This is a genomic window from Pseudomonas sp. CFII64, assembly GCF_000416235.1.
Taxonomy (GTDB): domain Bacteria; phylum Pseudomonadota; class Gammaproteobacteria; order Pseudomonadales; family Pseudomonadaceae; genus Aquipseudomonas.
The window spans coordinates 1-15,821 of the sequence record NZ_ATLO01000025.1 but is presented as its reverse complement, the minus strand read 5'-3'; the positions used below and the strand labels follow the sequence as shown (position 1 = coordinate 15,821).

The window sequence follows — 15,821 nt, the reverse complement described above, 5'->3', positions numbered from 1 at the left end:
ATAGGCGCCTTCCCGGCTAAAGCCGGTCCCACAGGCAGGAGTTGCCGTTCGTCAGCGAATCAAACCGCAGCGTTATAAAACTGCGCGCTGCTCTTCTGTTCGACCAGCGCCTGCTCAATAGCAGCCTGATGCACTTCGTCAGCGTGTTCCTCGCGGGCCTCGGGTTTGATGCCCAGGCGCGAGAACAACAGCATGTCCTTGTCGGCTTGCGGGTTGGCGGTGGTGAGCAATTTGTCGCCATAGAAAATCGAGTTGGCCCCGGCGAAGAACGCCAGCGCCTGCATTTGCTCGTTCATGGCTTCGCGACCGGCCGACAGCCGCACGTGAGATTGCGGCATCAGGATGCGCGCTACGGCGAGCATGCGGATGAAGTCGAACGGGTCGATGTCTTCGGCGTTTTCCAGCGGCGTACCGGCAACCTTGACCAGCATGTTGATCGGCACCGATTCCGGGTGCTCTGGCAGATTGGCCAGCTGGATCAGCAGATTGGCGCGATCGTCGAGGGATTCGCCCATGCCGAGAATGCCGCCGGAGCAGATTTTCATCCCCGAATCACGCACGTAGGCCAGAGTTTGCAGGCGCTCGCCGTAAGTACGGGTGGTGATGATGCTGCTGTAGAACTCCGGCGACGTGTCGAGGTTGTGGTTGTAGTAATCCAGCCCCGCCGAAGCCAGCGCCTCGGTTTGGTCTTGATCCAGACGACCCAGGGTCATGCAGGTTTCCAGGCCCAGGGCTTTCACGCCTTTGACCATTTCCAGCACGTAAGGCATGTCTTTGGCCGAAGGATGTTTCCAGGCCGCGCCCATGCAAAAGCGCGTCGAGCCAATCGCCTTGGCGCGGGCGGCCTCTTCGAGAACCTTCTGCACTTCGAGCAGTTTTTCTTTTTCAAGACCGGTGTTGTAGTGGCCGGACTGCGGGCAGTACTTGCAGTCTTCAGGGCAGGCGCCGGTCTTGATCGACAACAGAGTCGAGACTTGCACGCGGTTGGCGTCGAAGTGAGCGCGGTGCACGGTTTGCGCCTGAAACAACAGGTCATTGAAAGGCTGTACGAACAGCGCCCTAACCTCGGCTAAATTCCAGTCATGACGCAAAGTGGCGGTGGTGCTGGCGCTCATCGGGCGGCTCCTCGGGTTTTTCTTTTAGCAGGCGACCGGCGGCTCAGCATTATGCAAACGCTTAAAGTCCACAGGCGCGACACGGATGTTCGGCATATTTAAGGAAGAGTCATGCGCTGTCAACCACAAAGCCAACACGCGGTTTACATCTGGTTAAAAAACAAACAAACCTGTCTGCTGTGCGATGAACGTACCGATGCACTGTTTGCCATCTGCGTGCCTTGCGAAGCCGAGCTGCCGTGGCTGGGCGATCAATGTCGGCATTGCGCCCTGCCCTTGGCGATGGCTGATCTGAGCTGCGCGCAATGTTTCAACCATCCCCCCGCGTTTGATGAAGTCTTGGTGCCGTGGCTTTATGACTTTCCCGTGGACAGCCTGGTGACGCGCTTCAAGCATCAGGGCAACTGGCCCATGGGCCGCCTGCTGAGCGAACTGCTCGGGCAATTCCTGCAACACCGTTTCGACGAAGGCCAACCCAAGCCAGACCTGCTGCTGCCGGTGCCGCTCGCGACCAAACGAATGCGCCAGCGCGGTTATAACCAGGCGGCAATGCTCGCCGACTGGCTCGGCCAACAATTGCAGCTGCCCGTGCAAGACCGCTTGCTGATCCGCACCCGGGAAACCCCGGCGCAGCAAGGCCTGGATGCCAAAGCCCGCAAGCGCAATCTGCGGGGTGCCTTTGCTTTGGTCGATGCCGAGAAATTCGCCGGCCGGCATGTGGCGTTGATCGATGACGTGCTGACCACCGGCTCCACCGCCGATGCCATCGCCCAGCTGCTGATAAAGGCTGGCGCGCTGCGGGTGGATGTTTATTGCCTGGCAAGGACGCCCAAGCCAAACACCCAGGCTTGAAATACCTACCTGTACAGACTGTGTGAAAACGTCACGAGCGAAGGCAAGACAAGGCAAAAACAGGCGGAAAAGCGGAGTCTAGGTGTTCTAAATGAGCATTTTCCGCCTGTTTTTAACGCAGTATTGCCGAGCGCAGTAGTTTTCACACAGTCTGTGTAGGAGCGAATTCATTCGCGAGACGATACTCCTGACAACGCAGGACCAAAGTCTCGCCAACAAGTTGGCTCCTACACAGACTGTGTGAAAACGTCACGAGCGAAGACAAGACAAGGCAAAAACAGGCGAAAAAGCGGAGTCCAGGTGTTCTAAATGAGCATTTTTCGCCTGTTTTTAACGCAGTATTGTCGAGCGCAGTAGGTTTCACACAGTCTGTACAGGTTGATCGATGCCTTACACTCACCCTCATCATCAAACAAAAGGCCGCGCCCATGCCCCTTCCTGCCTTGCTCACCCAACACATGGTCCGTCGCCCGCAGCGCATCGTGTTGTTGCAGCACATCGCCGAGCAAGGCTCGATCACTCGTGCGGCAAAAAGCGCGGGGCTGAGTTACAAGGCGGCGTGGGATGCCATCGATGAACTGAACAACCTGGCGCAGAAGCCTTTGGTCGAGCGCAGCGTTGGCGGACGAGGTGGCGGCGGCGCGAAACTTTCCGCTGAAGGCGAGCGCGTCTTGCGCCTTTATCATCGCCTGCAAGCCTTGCAGGCCCAGGTGCTGGAGGCCACCGAAGAAAGCACCGACCTGGAATTGCTCACTCGTCTGTCCTTGCGCACCAGCGCGCGCAATCAACTGCTCGGCCGAATCGAAGGGATCAGCGCCCACGGCCACAACGACCTGGTGCGCCTGCGTCTGGCTGGCGAGTTGTTCATCGAGGCGCAGATCACCCACGACAGCACGCTGCGCCTGGACCTGACAATCGGCACCGATGTCGTCGCACTGATCAAAGCCGGATGGCTAAGTTTGCTAGGCCCGGATCAGTCCGCAACAACTGGACACAATTCCCTGCACGGCACCATCGAGGAAATTCTGGCCGCCGAGGACGGCCCCAGCGAAGTGCGCATCGCCCTGCCCAGCGGCCAGACATTGTGCTCGCTGGCCGAGCCCGCGCAGCTTGCCGCGCTGAAGCTGGTTGTCGGCAGCCCGGTGCAGGCGCAATTTGCCCCTTCGCTGGTTCTGCTGGGCACGGCGCAGTAGCGCAACGCGTCACCCTTCCGACATGTTTTCGTCATAAAGCCTGACTAAGGTAGCTGCCACATCTGCTGGGAGCCGTGATGATGAAACTATTAGAAGAAAATCAAACCACCGATCTGGAAAACATGGTCGGCCTCACTCGTCGAGGCTTCATCAGCGCGGGCGCCTTGTGCGGTGCCGCCATGTTCCTCGGCGGTAACCTGCTGAGCCGCAGCACCATCGCCGCCAGTGTCAGCGCCGCCTCCGGCACCTTGCTGGGCTTCGACAGCATTCCCGCCGCTACCGCCGACAGCATCAGCTTGCCACCGGGCTACACGTCATCGGTTCTGATCAGTTGGGGCCAACCGCTGCACAGCGGCGGTCCGGCGTTCGATGCCAGCGGCAAAGGCAGCGCCGAGGCGCAGGAAGTGCAGTTCGGCGACAACAACGACGGCATGAGCCTGTTCCCGATGCCGGGCAAACCGGATCGCGCCCTGATGGCGATCAACAACGAATACACCAATTACCGCTACCTGTTCGATCACGGCAAGGACCCGCAATCCGCCGAGGAAGTGCGTAAGGCGCTGGCCAGCGAAGGCGTGTCGGTGATCGAAGTCCAGCACAAGGACGGCAAGTGGCAGTTCGTGCAGGACTCGAAATACAACCGCCGCATCCACGGCAACACGCCGATCAACCTGAGCGGCCCGGCTGCCGGGCACGACTGGCTGAAAACCGCCGCTGACAGCACCGGTAAAAAGGTGCTCGGCACGTTCCAGAACTGCGCCAACGGCAAGACGCCGTGGGGCACTTATCTGACCTGCGAAGAAAACTTCACTGACTGTTTCGGCAGCAGCGATGCCGAACAGAAATTCGACGCAGGCATCAAGCGTTACGGCGCAGTCGCCGCCAGCAAAGAAATCAACTGGCACCACCACGACCCACGCTTCGATCTGGCGAAAAATCCCAACGAGCTGAACCGCCACGGCTGGGTCGTGGAAATCGATCCGTTCGACCCGAAATCCACGCCGGTCAAACGCACCGCGCTGGGTCGCTTCAAACACGAAAACGCTGCCCTGGCCGAAACCAAAGGTGGCCGCGCAGTGGTGTACATGGGCGACGACGAGCGCGGCGAGTTCATCTACAAATTCATCAGCCGCGACAAGATCAATCACAACGACCCGAAAGCCAACCGCAACCTGCTCGATCACGGCACGCTGTATGTCGCCCGTTTCGATAACGGCGACGGCAATCCGGATCGGCCAAAAGGCAAAGGCGAGTGGATCGAACTGACCCACGGCAAAAACGGCCTGGATGCTGCCGCAGGTTTTGCCAACCAGGCTGAAGTGTTGATTCACGCGCGTCTGGCCGCCAGCGTCGTGAAAGCAACGCGCATGGACCGCCCGGAATGGATCGTGGTCAGCCCCAAGGATGGTCAGGTGTATTGCACGCTGACCAACAACGCCAAGCGCGGCGACGATGGTCAACCGGTTGGTGGACCGAACCCGCGTGCGAAAAACCAGTACGGACAAATCCTGCGCTGGGCGGAAAACGAGGGTAATGCCTCGGCCATGGCATTCGACTGGGATCTGTTCGTGGTCGCGGGCAACCCGAGCGTCCACAGCGGCAAACCTCAGGGCGGCTCCAGCAATATCAATGCGCAAAATATGTTCAACAGTCCGGACGGACTGAGTTTCGATCAGGCCGGTCGCCTGTGGATCCAGACCGACGGCGATTCCACCAACAAGGGTGATTTCGCTGGCATGGGCAACAACCAGATGCTCTGCGCCGATCCGGACAGCGGCGAGATTCGCCGCTTCATGGTCGGCCCGATTGGCTGCGAAGTCACCGGCATCAGCTTCGCACCGGATTACAAGACGCTGTTCATCGGCATCCAGCACCCCGGCGAAAACGGCGGCTCGACCTTCCCCGAACACCTGCCAGACGGCAAACCGCGTTCGTCGGTGATGGTGATTACCCGGGAGGATGGCGGCGTGATCGGCGCTTGATCGTAGCTAACCCGCTGTAGGAGCCAACTTGTTGGCGAGACCTTGGTCCTGCGTAATCAGGAATATCGTCTCGCGAACAAGTTCGCTCCTACGGATTTCGCCTCCTCAATCAATCAACCCATTCCCGTCATAAAACGGATAGGGCCCACACCGCACTCAAAGCCACAATTCCTCTCGAATATCCTTTTCCCACCTGACTCTCGGAAACGTCCTATTTCCCCTTAATTCCTTTGTGTTGAGTCTTTGGCTTTCTGCGCGATGAGCATTTAGCTGGGGATCCCGATGACTCAATGTTTCAAAGACCACGAGATTGATACACAGGCACTGAACCAGAACACCCTTCCCATCTCGGAGTGCGAGATCAAAATTCTCGACCTCTACGATCAACGGTCAGAATTCATTGAAGTATCAATACTGACCGGTGAAGGCATCTGGCGTGTATACCAGCGAGAAGCCGAAGAAATCGTGGCCCCAGGCGGGAAACTGATTGAAAACCCAAAAGAACGTAACCGCGCCATCAACGCCGCCTACGCAAGGCTCTGGTTGCACGACAACCGCTTCCAATGGGCGGGGCTCGCCGCTTTCGCCTCCAAACAAGTCGGGTGCGGCCTGCTGCATGCGTCCAACGCCATCGAGAATATTCAAACCGAGCATGAAGCGGCGCAACGCCTCACCAGCGGCGGCGAATCTATTCTGGATATCCCCGGCCTGTTCAGCATCAGCAAGAATGACGAACAGGCTGTGCGTGATCTGGATGAAGCTCGCCGTAACAATCCGGTCCCAGGTATCGATATCAGACGCGACAGCGAGCCATTGTCGCTAATGCAGCAGCAGTACGAACACGTTTACGAAATGATGGCGATGGGCAACACGTCGCTGTTCCTGGACGTGTTTCCGTTGCACGCGTTCTACGCGAAACGTGGCTGGAAAGAATTCAAACAATGCCTGCGTTTACGCCAGAACATCTATGGGCATGAAAAGTTTCCGGTGCTCTGGCCGGTTGGGCAGGAGAGGCTGAGGTTTGGTATCGACTACCCAGAAATTCTGCAAGCCTTTGAGGCAATCGAGGCGGGCAATGTTGCCGAGAGCGTTAAATTCCTGGCTGATCATGAGCAACGAAATATTCTGCAACCAGCAATGTACAGTGACTCGAAATTAGTGAGTCTGTTGCGTGGCAATCATTTGTCGTATATCACCAGCTTGCCGCGCCACGTTGCGGAGCCTATCGAGCTGACACTGGCCAGCCAGTGCGGACGGTTAGACGATGGACGCACCATTGGCTTTGGCAACAATCCGTTTGCCGATTTGTCCGATATCAAACAGCGCATGGCCTTTGTGCTCAGAGCTGCAGCTCAGTTTGATGAGCTGCTCAATGGTCCCCAGCGACCACTGATTCAACAGGCGATTCAGGACATCGCTGCTGGCTATGGTGTGCGATGAGCGTTGCCCAGTCCTTATCAAGACGAACCGGTGCGGCGCTAACGCTCGCTGCGTTCCTTGCATTAGGCGCCTCTCAGCTCTGGTATCAATCAAGGGATGTGGAAATCGCCCTAAACATTGGCGAGCCTTGGGAAGAAATGCGCCAACGCTCCAGCGCGAAAATAGCTCCCGCGATACCTAATGAAATTGCGTTCGGCGTGCCGAAATCCGACGCGCGCCTGCGTTTCACCGACTCGCAATACGCATTCGAAACGCCACCCGCTCGTTTTTTTACGATCGGTTATGTTCTGGGTGTTGTAAACGGAGTCCGCATGTCCCCCCAAATCGAGCCGCTTCTGCTCGACGACACGCTCAAGATCCTGCTGGATTTACAGGAGCAGTGGCACAACGCTGGCTGGCATCCAATCCTGACCGGCACCTTTCCCTCATTCGCCGACACGCCGCAATGGCGTGCCCGATTGCGCGACGTCAATAAAGGCGGCACGGCCTACTGGCAGGCGGGCGACAAGTATCAGGTAATGCTGGGGGTTAATCGTTTCCGGGACGACAAGCGCCCCACGGAGGAGCGTTACCTCATCACGCTGGCGCTTGCTAAACCGTGGGTCGAACCTTGACCTGCGCCTTGATACGCCACGTTTTCGGGCTGACGATTTTTAACATCGCTGCTGGCATGGCCGCGCGATGAGTCTCACTTGGCTCCAATCAAGACGAACCAGTGCGGCGCTGACCCTCGCTGTGTTCCTTGCATTAGGCGCGGTTCAGCTCTGGTATCAATCAAGGGATGTGGAAATCGCGCTGAAAATTGGTGAGCCTTGGGAAGACATGCGCCAGCGCTCCAGCGCTAACATCGACCCGGCTATTGCTGGAATCAATTGGGGGCGACAGACGGATTCAGATGCGCGCCTGCGCTTTATGGACATCCAATACGGCTTCGTTACACCGCAAGCGCGCTTCTTCACCATAAGCTTTGATGCTAAAGGGATGGTCGGCAATGTCCGCATGTCCCCCCAAATCGAGCCGCTTCTGCTCGACGACACGCTCAAGATCGTGCTGGATTTACAGGAGCAGTGGCGCAACGCTGGCTGGCACCCAATCCTGACCGGCACCTTTCCCTCGTTCGCCGACACGCCGCAATGGCGTGCCCGATTGCGCGACGTCAATAAAGGCGGCACGGCCTACTGGCCGGCGGGAGACAAGTATCAGGTGATGTTGGTGGCCAATCGCTTCCGGGACGACAAGCGCCCCACAGAGGAGCGTTACCTCATCACGCTGGAGCTTGCTCACGCATGGAGAAAGCCTTGACCTGCGCCATGAGCCTTGCTCGGACCCTCAATCAATCAACCCATTCCCGTCATAAAACGGATACGGCCCCGGATACTCACCGAACACCGAGTTATGGGTGACCAGGCCTTCCACGGGATGCCAGCGGTGCAGCAAATAACCCGCTGGCTCCAGATTGAAATGTGCCGGGGCGTCTTCCTGTAGATCGAGCACGATCTGATGGGAAGTGCCGGGGCAGATGCAGCTGATACTGCCGCCGAAACGCCGCTGCATCGGACGATGCAAATGCCCGCAGAGCAAGCGCTCGACTTGCGGATGCCGCGCAATGACTTTCTCAAACTCAGCCCCATTGATGAACGGCTCGCGGTCCATGTGCCCGATGCCGGTGATGAACGGCGGGTGATGCAGAATCAACAAGGTCGGCGCGTTGGGGCGTTGCGCCAGATGTTCATCAAGCCAGAGCAACTGACTCTCCGTCAGTTGCCCGCCGTGAGAGCCGGGAATGCTGGTGTCCAGGCCGATCAGCCGCACCGGATAGTCCTCGACAACCCAGTCCAGCGGCTTGTCGTGATTGATCGGCAGATACGCCTGATCGGCAAATTCAGCCAGCAAGTGCTCGCGATCATCATGATTGCCCGGCACCAGATAAAACGGCATGTGCAGCCGATTGAGTTGCGGATGCAGCACGGCGTATTCGTCAGGGCGACCGAAGTCCACCAGATCGCCGCTGATGACCACAACATCGGGGCGCGGCACGCTGGCGTTCAGATGATCCACTGCGCGACGTAATGCGCCCAAGGTATCGACGATTCCGTAGGTCAGTTTCTGACCGGCTTTAAGGTGCAGATCGCTGATCTGCGCAATGAGGAATGGGGGGTTCAAAATAAACTCTCAAAAAAATGAATGCCCTGATTGAACGCAAATCTTGTAGGGCCGGCTCGTAGGACCGGCTTCAGCCGGGAGAGGGCCGGTACATTCACGGCAGTAGCGGCGGCGGAAACCTTTGCTCCCGGCTAAAGCCAGTCCTACGGGTCTGTGTTTGGGGCGAAAGCGCTACGAATGCAGGGTAAACAACACCTGCGGCTCGACCGCCAGGGCAATCATCGCGCCCGGCAGATGAATGACGTTGTCGGTGCTGTCGACCAGCAACGGCTGCGCGGCCCCGACGTCCACCAACAGGCGACTCTGCGCGCCCTGGAAAAACTGCCCGACCAGACGCCCGCGCACGTGACCTTCGCCGTCCATCACCCGCAGATGTTCCGGCCGGCAATACACGGTTGAGGGCAGGTTCGATCCCGTCCACGGCAGCTCGCCGCCGCTGACTTTCAGGCCATTAGCCGTGCGACTGTCCACGGTAAATGCATTGAGATTGCCGACAAAACCGGCGACGAAGGCGTTGGCCGGCTGTTGATAAATTTCTCGCGGGGTCGCCAGTTGCGCGACTCGGCCTTGCTCCATCACCAGGATGCGGTCGCCCAAGGCCATGGCTTCGCCCTGATCGTGGGTGACGAATACGGCAGTGATGCCAAGCCCGCGCAGCAGCTGGTCCAGCTCGCTGCGCAACCGCTCACGCAACTGCGCGTCGAGGGCCGCCAGCGGTTCGTCGAGCAGCAGTACCCGAGGTCGGGGCGCCAACGCACGCGCCAGGGCGACCCGCTGCCGTTGGCCGCCAGACAACTCATGAATGCTGCGCTTGCCGTGCTCCTGCAAACCGACCAGTTCCAACAATTCGGCACAGCGCTTGTTGCGCTCGGCGGGTGACATGCCGCGAATCTTCAAGCCGTAAACAATGTTGCCGGCCACGTCCAGATTCGGGAACAACGCGTAATTCTGGAACACCATGCCGACATCGCGCTTTTCGATAGGCAGACGCGTGACATCCGTGTCGTCGAAAAAAACCTGGCCGAGATCAGGACTCTCCAGCCCGGCGATCAACCGCAACGTGGTGGTTTTACCGCAGCCGGACGGGCCGAGAATCGCGAGGGTTTCCCCAGGCTCGATGGTCAGGTTCAGGTCCTGAACGGCGACGGTGCCGTCAGCGAATGCCTTGCGACAGCCCTGCAGGCGAATGGTGGTTCCGGTCATCGACTCTCTCCACGGGAAAGACGGGCACTGATGGCCTGCAACGCAATCAACAGCGGCACGATCATCAGCAGAAATATGAGGGTGTAGGCGCTGGCGACTTCCAGCCGCGCCGACGCATAGCTGTCGGCCAGACCCACCGGCAGGGTTTTGGTCATGGGCGTGTGCAGCATCCAGGTCAGGTTGAATTCACCCAACGACAAGGTGACGACCATCAACACCCCGGCGAGAATCCCGGCGCGGCAATTGGGCACCACAACGCTGAAGAAGCGCTTGATCGGACCGGCGCCCAGACTCGCAGCAGCCTCTTCCAGCGTGGGCAAATGCTGACGCTGCATCACCGCCATGACCGGGCGCACCAGAAACGGCAGCGTGAACAACACGTGACCAACCAGAATGAACAACCAACTGCTGCGAAATCCGCCGAACTGGCCATAAGTCAGCAGCAACGCCAGGGCGCTGGCCAGACCGGGCATCGCCACGGGCAGGACCATCAGTTCTTCGAAGGCGCGGCTGAACCGATTGTTCATGCGCACCAGCGCGTAAGCCGCCGGCACGCCAATCACGCAGACACACACCGCGCAGGCCAGCGCCAGTTGCAGCGACAGCCAGACCGTGGGCGAGTACGCCTGCCAGACTTGAATCAGCCAATCGAAGGTCAACCCGCTGGACAGACCCTGAAAATAATTGCGCGTCAGCCCGGCCAGCAAAGACATGACCACCGGCACCAACATGAAGGCGCAGACCAGCAAGGTAAACAGCAGCTGCGCGATAAACAGTGTGGAACGCTTCACAGCACAGTCCCCGAGTTTTTCACCAGACGCCGCGCCAGCAACAGCACCGCCCAGGTCACCGCGCCCAGCACCACCGACAACGCCGCAGCAACGGCGAAATTCGCGTAATTGGTGAACACGTTATAGATCGCAATCGGCGTTACGTTGAGCCGGGTGCCCAGCGTGAAGGCGGTGCCGAACGCGCCCATGGACGTCGCGAAACAGATTGCGCCGCAGGACACCAACGCAGGCGCAAGGCCCGGCACGATCACATCGCAAACCACTCGCCAGTGCCCGGCACCCAGGGAATGGGCGGCTTCTTCCAGGCTGCGATCGAGACTTTCACACGCCGCCATCACCGTGAGGATCACCCGTGGAATCGAGAAGTACAGATAGCCGATGAACAGGCCGGTCAGCGAGTAAGCAAATATCCAGCGCTCCCCCGCCAATTCCATGCCCAGCAGGGCGAACAAGCCTTGACGCCCCGCCAGCAGAATCACCAGAAACCCCACAACCACGCCGGGAAACGCCAGCGGAAAGGTCAACAGGGCGACCAGCGCCGAGCGGCCGAAAAACCGTTGGCGGGCGAGAAACACCCCGCTGATGCCACCGACCAGCAACGCCGCAAGCGTCACCACCAAAGCCAGCACGCAGGTCTGCGCCAGGCTGCCCAGATATTGCGCGCTGCTCAGCACTTGCCAGTAACCACTGCTGCCGTCGCGCTCTTCGCCGCCGAGCAAAATCAGGTGCGCCAATGGCAGTAGCCAGAAGGCGAACAGCACCGCGAATGCCGGAGCCAGCGCCCAGGCCGCCGTCGGACGCAGGCGCAAAAATGCGCGTCTGCCCGAACCCGCGGCCTGAGCCTTCAGAACCGAAACGGTCACTTACTTGACCTCACTCAAATAGCGCGCGGCGAACGCTTCCTGCACCGCCGCCATGTGCTCGTAATTCACCACTCCGGCGCGGGCATAATCGTTGTCCGGAAGGAATTGCGCGGCCACATCCGCAGGGATTTTCACGTCACGCACCGGACGCAAGTAAGCCTTGGCCCACAACGCCTGGCCTTGATCGGAGAGGGTGAAATCCAGCACTTTCTCGGCATTGGCCCGATGTGGCGCGTTGTCGACGATGCTCATCACGTACGGCACGCTGATGCTGCCTTCTTGCGGGATCACAAACGCGACGTTGGCCTTGTCCTTGTAACGAGCGCGATAGGCGTTGAAATCGTAGTCGACCAGAATCGGCAGTTCGCCGGACAGCACTCGGGCATAAGCCGTCTGCTTGGGCACGATGGGCGAGTTGTTCGCCAGTTTCTGGAAGTAGTTGATGGCCGGCCCGAAGTTATCCAGCGTGCCGCCCATGGCCTGGTTGATCGCCACGGCGGACACGTAACCGACAAAGGCGCTGGACGGATCGAGGTAGCCGACCATGCCTTTGTATTCAGGCTTGAGCAGGTCTGCCCAGCTTTGCGGAACCGGCAAGCCACCTAGCGCATCAACGTTGACCATGATGCCCAACGTTCCGGAGTGAATCGCGAACCAGTGGCCTGCCGGATCTTTCAAGCCAACTGGAATCTGCTCCCAGCCCTTGGGTTTGTATGTGCCGACCACGCCGGCTTTCTGCGCCTGCAAGCCAAAGGTCACGCCGTAATACACCACGTCGGCAACCGGTGCGGCCTTTTCTGCGACGATTTGCGCCAGCGATTGGCCGGAGTTTTTGTTGTCCAGCGGCACCTGCACACCGGTGGTGTCGGCGATTGCCTTGAGCTGAGCGCCCCAATCCGCCCATTCCGGCGGGCAGTTGTAACAAATTGCCGTTTCGGCAGCCTGAGCCAGACTGGCTACGCCGCACAACGCCAGGACGGCCAGAGTTTTACTGAAGCGGATCATGAAGCGTCTCCTCGAAGGGCTGTGTACTTTCACCCGGCCGGATATGGCAAGGCAGGCAATGGGAAATCGGTGCAGCACCCGCAATTTGGGCCAGCAATTGATCGATCACAGTGCTGGCCAATGTCGCAATGGGTTGCACGACGCTGCACAGCGTCGGATGCATCTGAGTGCCGAGGGCGATGCCGTCAAAGCCGATGACCGAAAGCTGGCCCGGAACGCTCCAGCCGTTGCGGCGCAATTCGGCAATCAGGCTGATCGCCAACAAGTCGTTGGAGCACACCAAAGCGCTGGGCGCATTCGGGCCGCGCAATGCCGCCTCGATCACGGTGAAGTCAGCTTGGGTATGCGCAGGCATTTCGATCACCGGCAGGCTTGGCAGGCCGCGCTCGACCATGGCGTCGCAATACCCGGCGTAACGCAGGCGGGCGCGATCCGATTGCAACGCGGGGCCGGCCACCATGCCGATCCGGCGATGGCCGCAATCGAGCAGATAGCGTGTGGCCAAGGCCATACCGGCGCGGTTATCCACAGACACAGCGCTGTATTGCGGATTGCCCGGCTGGTGATACGCCAGCACGAACGGCGTGTCTTCGCTGACCAGACTTTCCAGGACGCGATTGCTTTCGGCATCGGTGACGGTCAGCACCAGGCCATCGACGCGCTGGCGCAGCAGTTCTTCAACGACCGCACTCTCGCGCTCGCTGCTGTAGTCGGTGGTTGCCAGCAACAGGTTGTAGCCTTTGGCGCGGGCCGCGCGTTCCATGGCCTGGAATTGCTCGGCGAACACCGGGTTGAGCAGATTGGGCACGATCACGCCAAGCAGATTGGTGGTTTGCAGACGCAGCTGGCGGCCGAGACGATTGGGTCGAAAACCCAGCTGCCGGGCGGCGGCGAACACCTGGTCGCGTGTCGCAGGACGTACCACGTCGGGGGAAGCAAAGGCGCGCGCGGCAGTCGCTCGGGAAACGCCTGCCAGCTGTGCCACCTCTTTCAAATCACTCATGTTCGCGCCTTTGAGATCGATCTCATTGGCGGTGACATTAATCGCGCAACATGGCGTTACAGCGAACAAACGATGACAGTTTGGTTGCAGCGCGCGACTTTGCTGTAAAGCCAACGACCCAAGCGACCCCGGTCTGCGCTACCATCACGGGCCCGACGCGGCAGCCTGCTGCGCGCAGGAGTAAGCATGGCTCACCCGTTTGCAACACTTACGCCGGACCTGGTCCTTGATGCCGTTGAAAGCATCGGGTTTCTCAGTGACGCCCGCATTCTCGCGCTCAACAGCTACGAGAACCGCGTCTATCAGGTTGGCATCGAAGACGGCCAGCCGCTGATCGCCAAGTTCTATCGGCCGCAGCGCTGGACCAACGAAGCGATCCTCGAAGAACACAGCTTCACCTTCGAGCTGGCGGAAGTGGACATCCCGGTCGTCGCGCCCATGGTGCATAACGGCCAGACGCTGTTTGAACACGCGGGCTTTCGCTTCACCCTCTTCCCGCGTCGCGGTGGCCGTGCTCCCGAGCCGGGCAATCTTGATCAGCTGTATCGCCTCGGCCAACTGCTGGGCCGGATTCATGCGGTGGGCGCAACCAAACCCTTCCAGCATCGCGAAGCACTGGCCGTGAAAAACTTTGGTCAGGACTCGCTGGATTTCCTGCTGAACAACAACTGCATCCCGCGCAGCCTGTTGCCGGCCTACGAATCAGTGGCCAAGGATCTGCTCAAGCGCGTCGAAGATGTCTACGCCGCGACGCCGCATCAGAACATCCGCATGCATGGCGACTGCCACCCCGGCAACATGATGGCGCGCGATGAGATGTTTCACATCGTCGACCTTGATGACTGTCGCATGGGCCCCGCTGTGCAGGACATCTGGATGATGCTGGCGGGGGATCGTCAGGAATGCCTCGGGCAGTTGTCGGAATTGATGGACGGCTACAACGAATTCCACGACTTCAATCCCCGGGAACTGGCGCTGATCGAACCGCTACGCGCCCTGCGGCTGATGCATTACAGCGCCTGGCTGGCGCGGCGCTGGGATGACCCGGCGTTCCCGCACAGTTTTCCGTGGTTCGGCACCGAGCGTTATTGGGGCGATCAGGTTCTCGCCCTGCGCGAGCAGTTGTCGGCACTCAACGAGGAGCCGCTGAAGCTGTTCTGATTATCCAGCGTGCCGCGCTCGCCAAGGCGCGGCAACGTTGCGAATGACAACGCCCCTTCGATCTTGCACGTAACAATAACCTGCCAACAGGACCCCTTATGCAAGTTGCCAACCCGCGTCGCGGGTATATTCTCGGCCTGAGCGCCTACATCTGCTGGGGCTTGTTCCCCCTTTATTTCAAAGCCATTGCCGACGTGCCTTCGGTGGAAATTATCGTCAATCGGGTGCTGTGGTCCGCGTTGGCTGGCTCGTTGCTGCTGATGGTCTGGAAGCATCCGGGTTGGTGGCGCGAGCTGCGGGAGAATCCGCGACGCCTGGCGGTACTCGCGCTGAGCGGTTCGCTGATTGCAGGCAACTGGCTGGTGTATGTCTGGGCGGTGAACAACGGGCGAATGGTTGAAGCCAGCCTGGGTTACTACATTAATCCGCTGGTCAACGTGTTGCTGGGGATGATGGTGCTCGGCGAACGTCTCAGGCGCCTGCAATGGCTGGCGGTGGCGCTGGCTGCGACTGGCGTTGCCCAGCAGGTCTGGCACTTTGGCAGCCTGCCTTGGGTGTCACTGGCGCTCGCGCTGTCCTTCGCCTGCTATGGACTGATCCGCAAAAAAGCACCGGTTGCCGCGTTGCCGGGGCTGGTGGTGGAAACCTGGTTGCTGGTGCCGCTGGCCGCTGGCTGGTTGCTGCTCAATCCCATGGCGCACACCGCGCAAGCGGAATTCTGGACCACATCCCAGGCGCTCTGGCTGGCGGCGGCCGGGCCGATCACCTTGGTGCCTTTAGTGTGTTTCAACGCCGCAGCGCGCCATTTGCCGTACACGACACTGGGTTTCCTGCAATACATCGCCCCCACGCTGGTGCTGGCGCTGGCCGTGCTGGTGTACGGCGAGCAGTTGACCTCCGCCACGCTGATCACCTTCGCCTTCATCTGGAGCGGGCTGGCGATTTACAGCGTCGATGCCTGGCTGACGATGCGCCGCCGAAGCTGATCAAGGCGCACTACTCGTTGAATTGAACCTCACTCCGTAGGACCGGCTTTAGCCGGGAGCAGGC

At 59.7% G+C, this 15,821-nt stretch carries 15 protein-coding genes; 8 read left to right on the top strand and 7 right to left on the bottom strand.

The annotated features are described in order from the left end of the window. Nucleotides 1–59: 59 nt before the first annotated feature. Nucleotides 60–1,115 carry a biotin synthase BioB gene (bioB, locus tag CFII64_RS11070; protein ID WP_020290863.1) on the bottom strand — a complete coding sequence of 352 codons (1,056 nt, stop codon included), beginning with the start codon at nt 1,113–1,115 and terminating at the stop codon, nt 60–62. Nucleotides 1,116–1,226: 111 nt separating this feature from the next. On the opposite strand from bioB, the gene CFII64_RS11065 reads away from it, so the two are divergent. From CFII64_RS11065 to CFII64_RS11040, 6 genes are all read left to right on the top strand, one after another. After that, nucleotides 1,227–1,967, top strand: a complete 741-nt coding sequence (locus CFII64_RS11065; RefSeq protein WP_020290862.1) for a ComF family protein — start codon at nt 1,227–1,229, stop codon at nt 1,965–1,967. A 428-nt stretch (nt 1,968–2,395) separates the two neighbouring features. Next, entirely contained in the window at nt 2,396–3,160 is a 765-nt protein-coding gene (locus CFII64_RS11060; protein ID WP_020290861.1) for a TOBE domain-containing protein, read from the top strand. An 80-nt stretch (nt 3,161–3,240) separates the two neighbouring features. Continuing rightward, nucleotides 3,241–5,142 carry a PhoX family phosphatase gene (locus tag CFII64_RS11055; protein WP_020290860.1) on the top strand — a complete coding sequence of 634 codons (1,902 nt, stop codon included), beginning with the start codon at nt 3,241–3,243 and terminating at the stop codon, nt 5,140–5,142. 282 nt (nt 5,143–5,424) lie between these two features. Then, nucleotides 5,425–6,582: a DUF2515 family protein gene (locus CFII64_RS11050; protein ID WP_020290859.1), complete on the top strand. Its 1,158-nt coding sequence runs from the start codon at nt 5,425–5,427 to the stop codon at nt 6,580–6,582. Next, nucleotides 6,579–7,196: a hypothetical protein gene (locus CFII64_RS11045; protein WP_044901305.1), complete on the top strand. Its 618-nt coding sequence runs from the start codon at nt 6,579–6,581 to the stop codon at nt 7,194–7,196. Before CFII64_RS11050 ends, CFII64_RS11045 begins: the two co-directional genes overlap by 4 nt. A 67-nt stretch (nt 7,197–7,263) precedes the next feature. Continuing rightward, nucleotides 7,264–7,884 carry a hypothetical protein gene (locus CFII64_RS11040; RefSeq protein ID WP_020290857.1) on the top strand — a complete coding sequence of 207 codons (621 nt, stop codon included), beginning with the start codon at nt 7,264–7,266 and terminating at the stop codon, nt 7,882–7,884. A 27-nt stretch (nt 7,885–7,911) separates the two neighbouring features. Here the strand turns inward: CFII64_RS11040 and CFII64_RS11035 are convergent, their stop codons facing one another. From CFII64_RS11035 to CFII64_RS11010, 6 genes are all read right to left on the bottom strand, one after another. After that, nucleotides 7,912–8,745, bottom strand: coding sequence for a phosphodiesterase (locus CFII64_RS11035; RefSeq protein ID WP_020290856.1), 834 nt, complete (start codon nt 8,743–8,745; stop codon nt 7,912–7,914). 171 nt (nt 8,746–8,916) lie between these two features. Further along, nucleotides 8,917–9,948 carry an ABC transporter ATP-binding protein gene (locus CFII64_RS11030; protein ID WP_020290855.1) on the bottom strand — a complete coding sequence of 344 codons (1,032 nt, stop codon included), beginning with the start codon at nt 9,946–9,948 and terminating at the stop codon, nt 8,917–8,919. Continuing rightward, on the bottom strand, nt 9,945–10,739 hold the full coding sequence (locus CFII64_RS11025) for an ABC transporter permease (protein WP_020290854.1): 795 nt from the start codon (nt 10,737–10,739) through the stop codon (nt 9,945–9,947). Before CFII64_RS11025 ends, CFII64_RS11030 begins: the two co-directional genes overlap by 4 nt. Continuing rightward, on the bottom strand, nt 10,736–11,548 hold the full coding sequence (locus CFII64_RS11020) for an iron ABC transporter permease (RefSeq protein ID WP_044901309.1): 813 nt from the start codon (nt 11,546–11,548) through the stop codon (nt 10,736–10,738). The genes CFII64_RS11025 and CFII64_RS11020 overlap by 4 nt, the downstream gene beginning before the upstream one ends. A 54-nt stretch (nt 11,549–11,602) precedes the next feature. Continuing rightward, complete coding sequence (locus CFII64_RS11015; RefSeq protein WP_020290852.1) at nt 11,603–12,607, bottom strand: ABC transporter substrate-binding protein; 1,005 nt, start codon at nt 12,605–12,607, stop codon at nt 11,603–11,605. Continuing rightward, complete coding sequence (locus CFII64_RS11010; RefSeq protein WP_020290851.1) at nt 12,591–13,610, bottom strand: LacI family DNA-binding transcriptional regulator; 1,020 nt, start codon at nt 13,608–13,610, stop codon at nt 12,591–12,593. Before CFII64_RS11010 ends, CFII64_RS11015 begins: the two co-directional genes overlap by 17 nt. A gap of 186 nt (nt 13,611–13,796) precedes the next feature. On the opposite strand from CFII64_RS11010, the gene CFII64_RS11005 reads away from it, so the two are divergent. Further along, the gene (locus tag CFII64_RS11005; RefSeq protein ID WP_020290850.1) at nt 13,797–14,771 is read left to right on the top strand and encodes a serine/threonine protein kinase; all 975 of its coding nucleotides are present in this window, start codon (nt 13,797–13,799) and stop codon (nt 14,769–14,771) included. A gap of 98 nt (nt 14,772–14,869) precedes the next feature. Next, nucleotides 14,870–15,757 carry an EamA family transporter RarD gene (gene rarD / locus CFII64_RS11000; protein WP_020290849.1) on the top strand — a complete coding sequence of 296 codons (888 nt, stop codon included), beginning with the start codon at nt 14,870–14,872 and terminating at the stop codon, nt 15,755–15,757. Nucleotides 15,758–15,821: the final 64 nt, after the last annotated feature.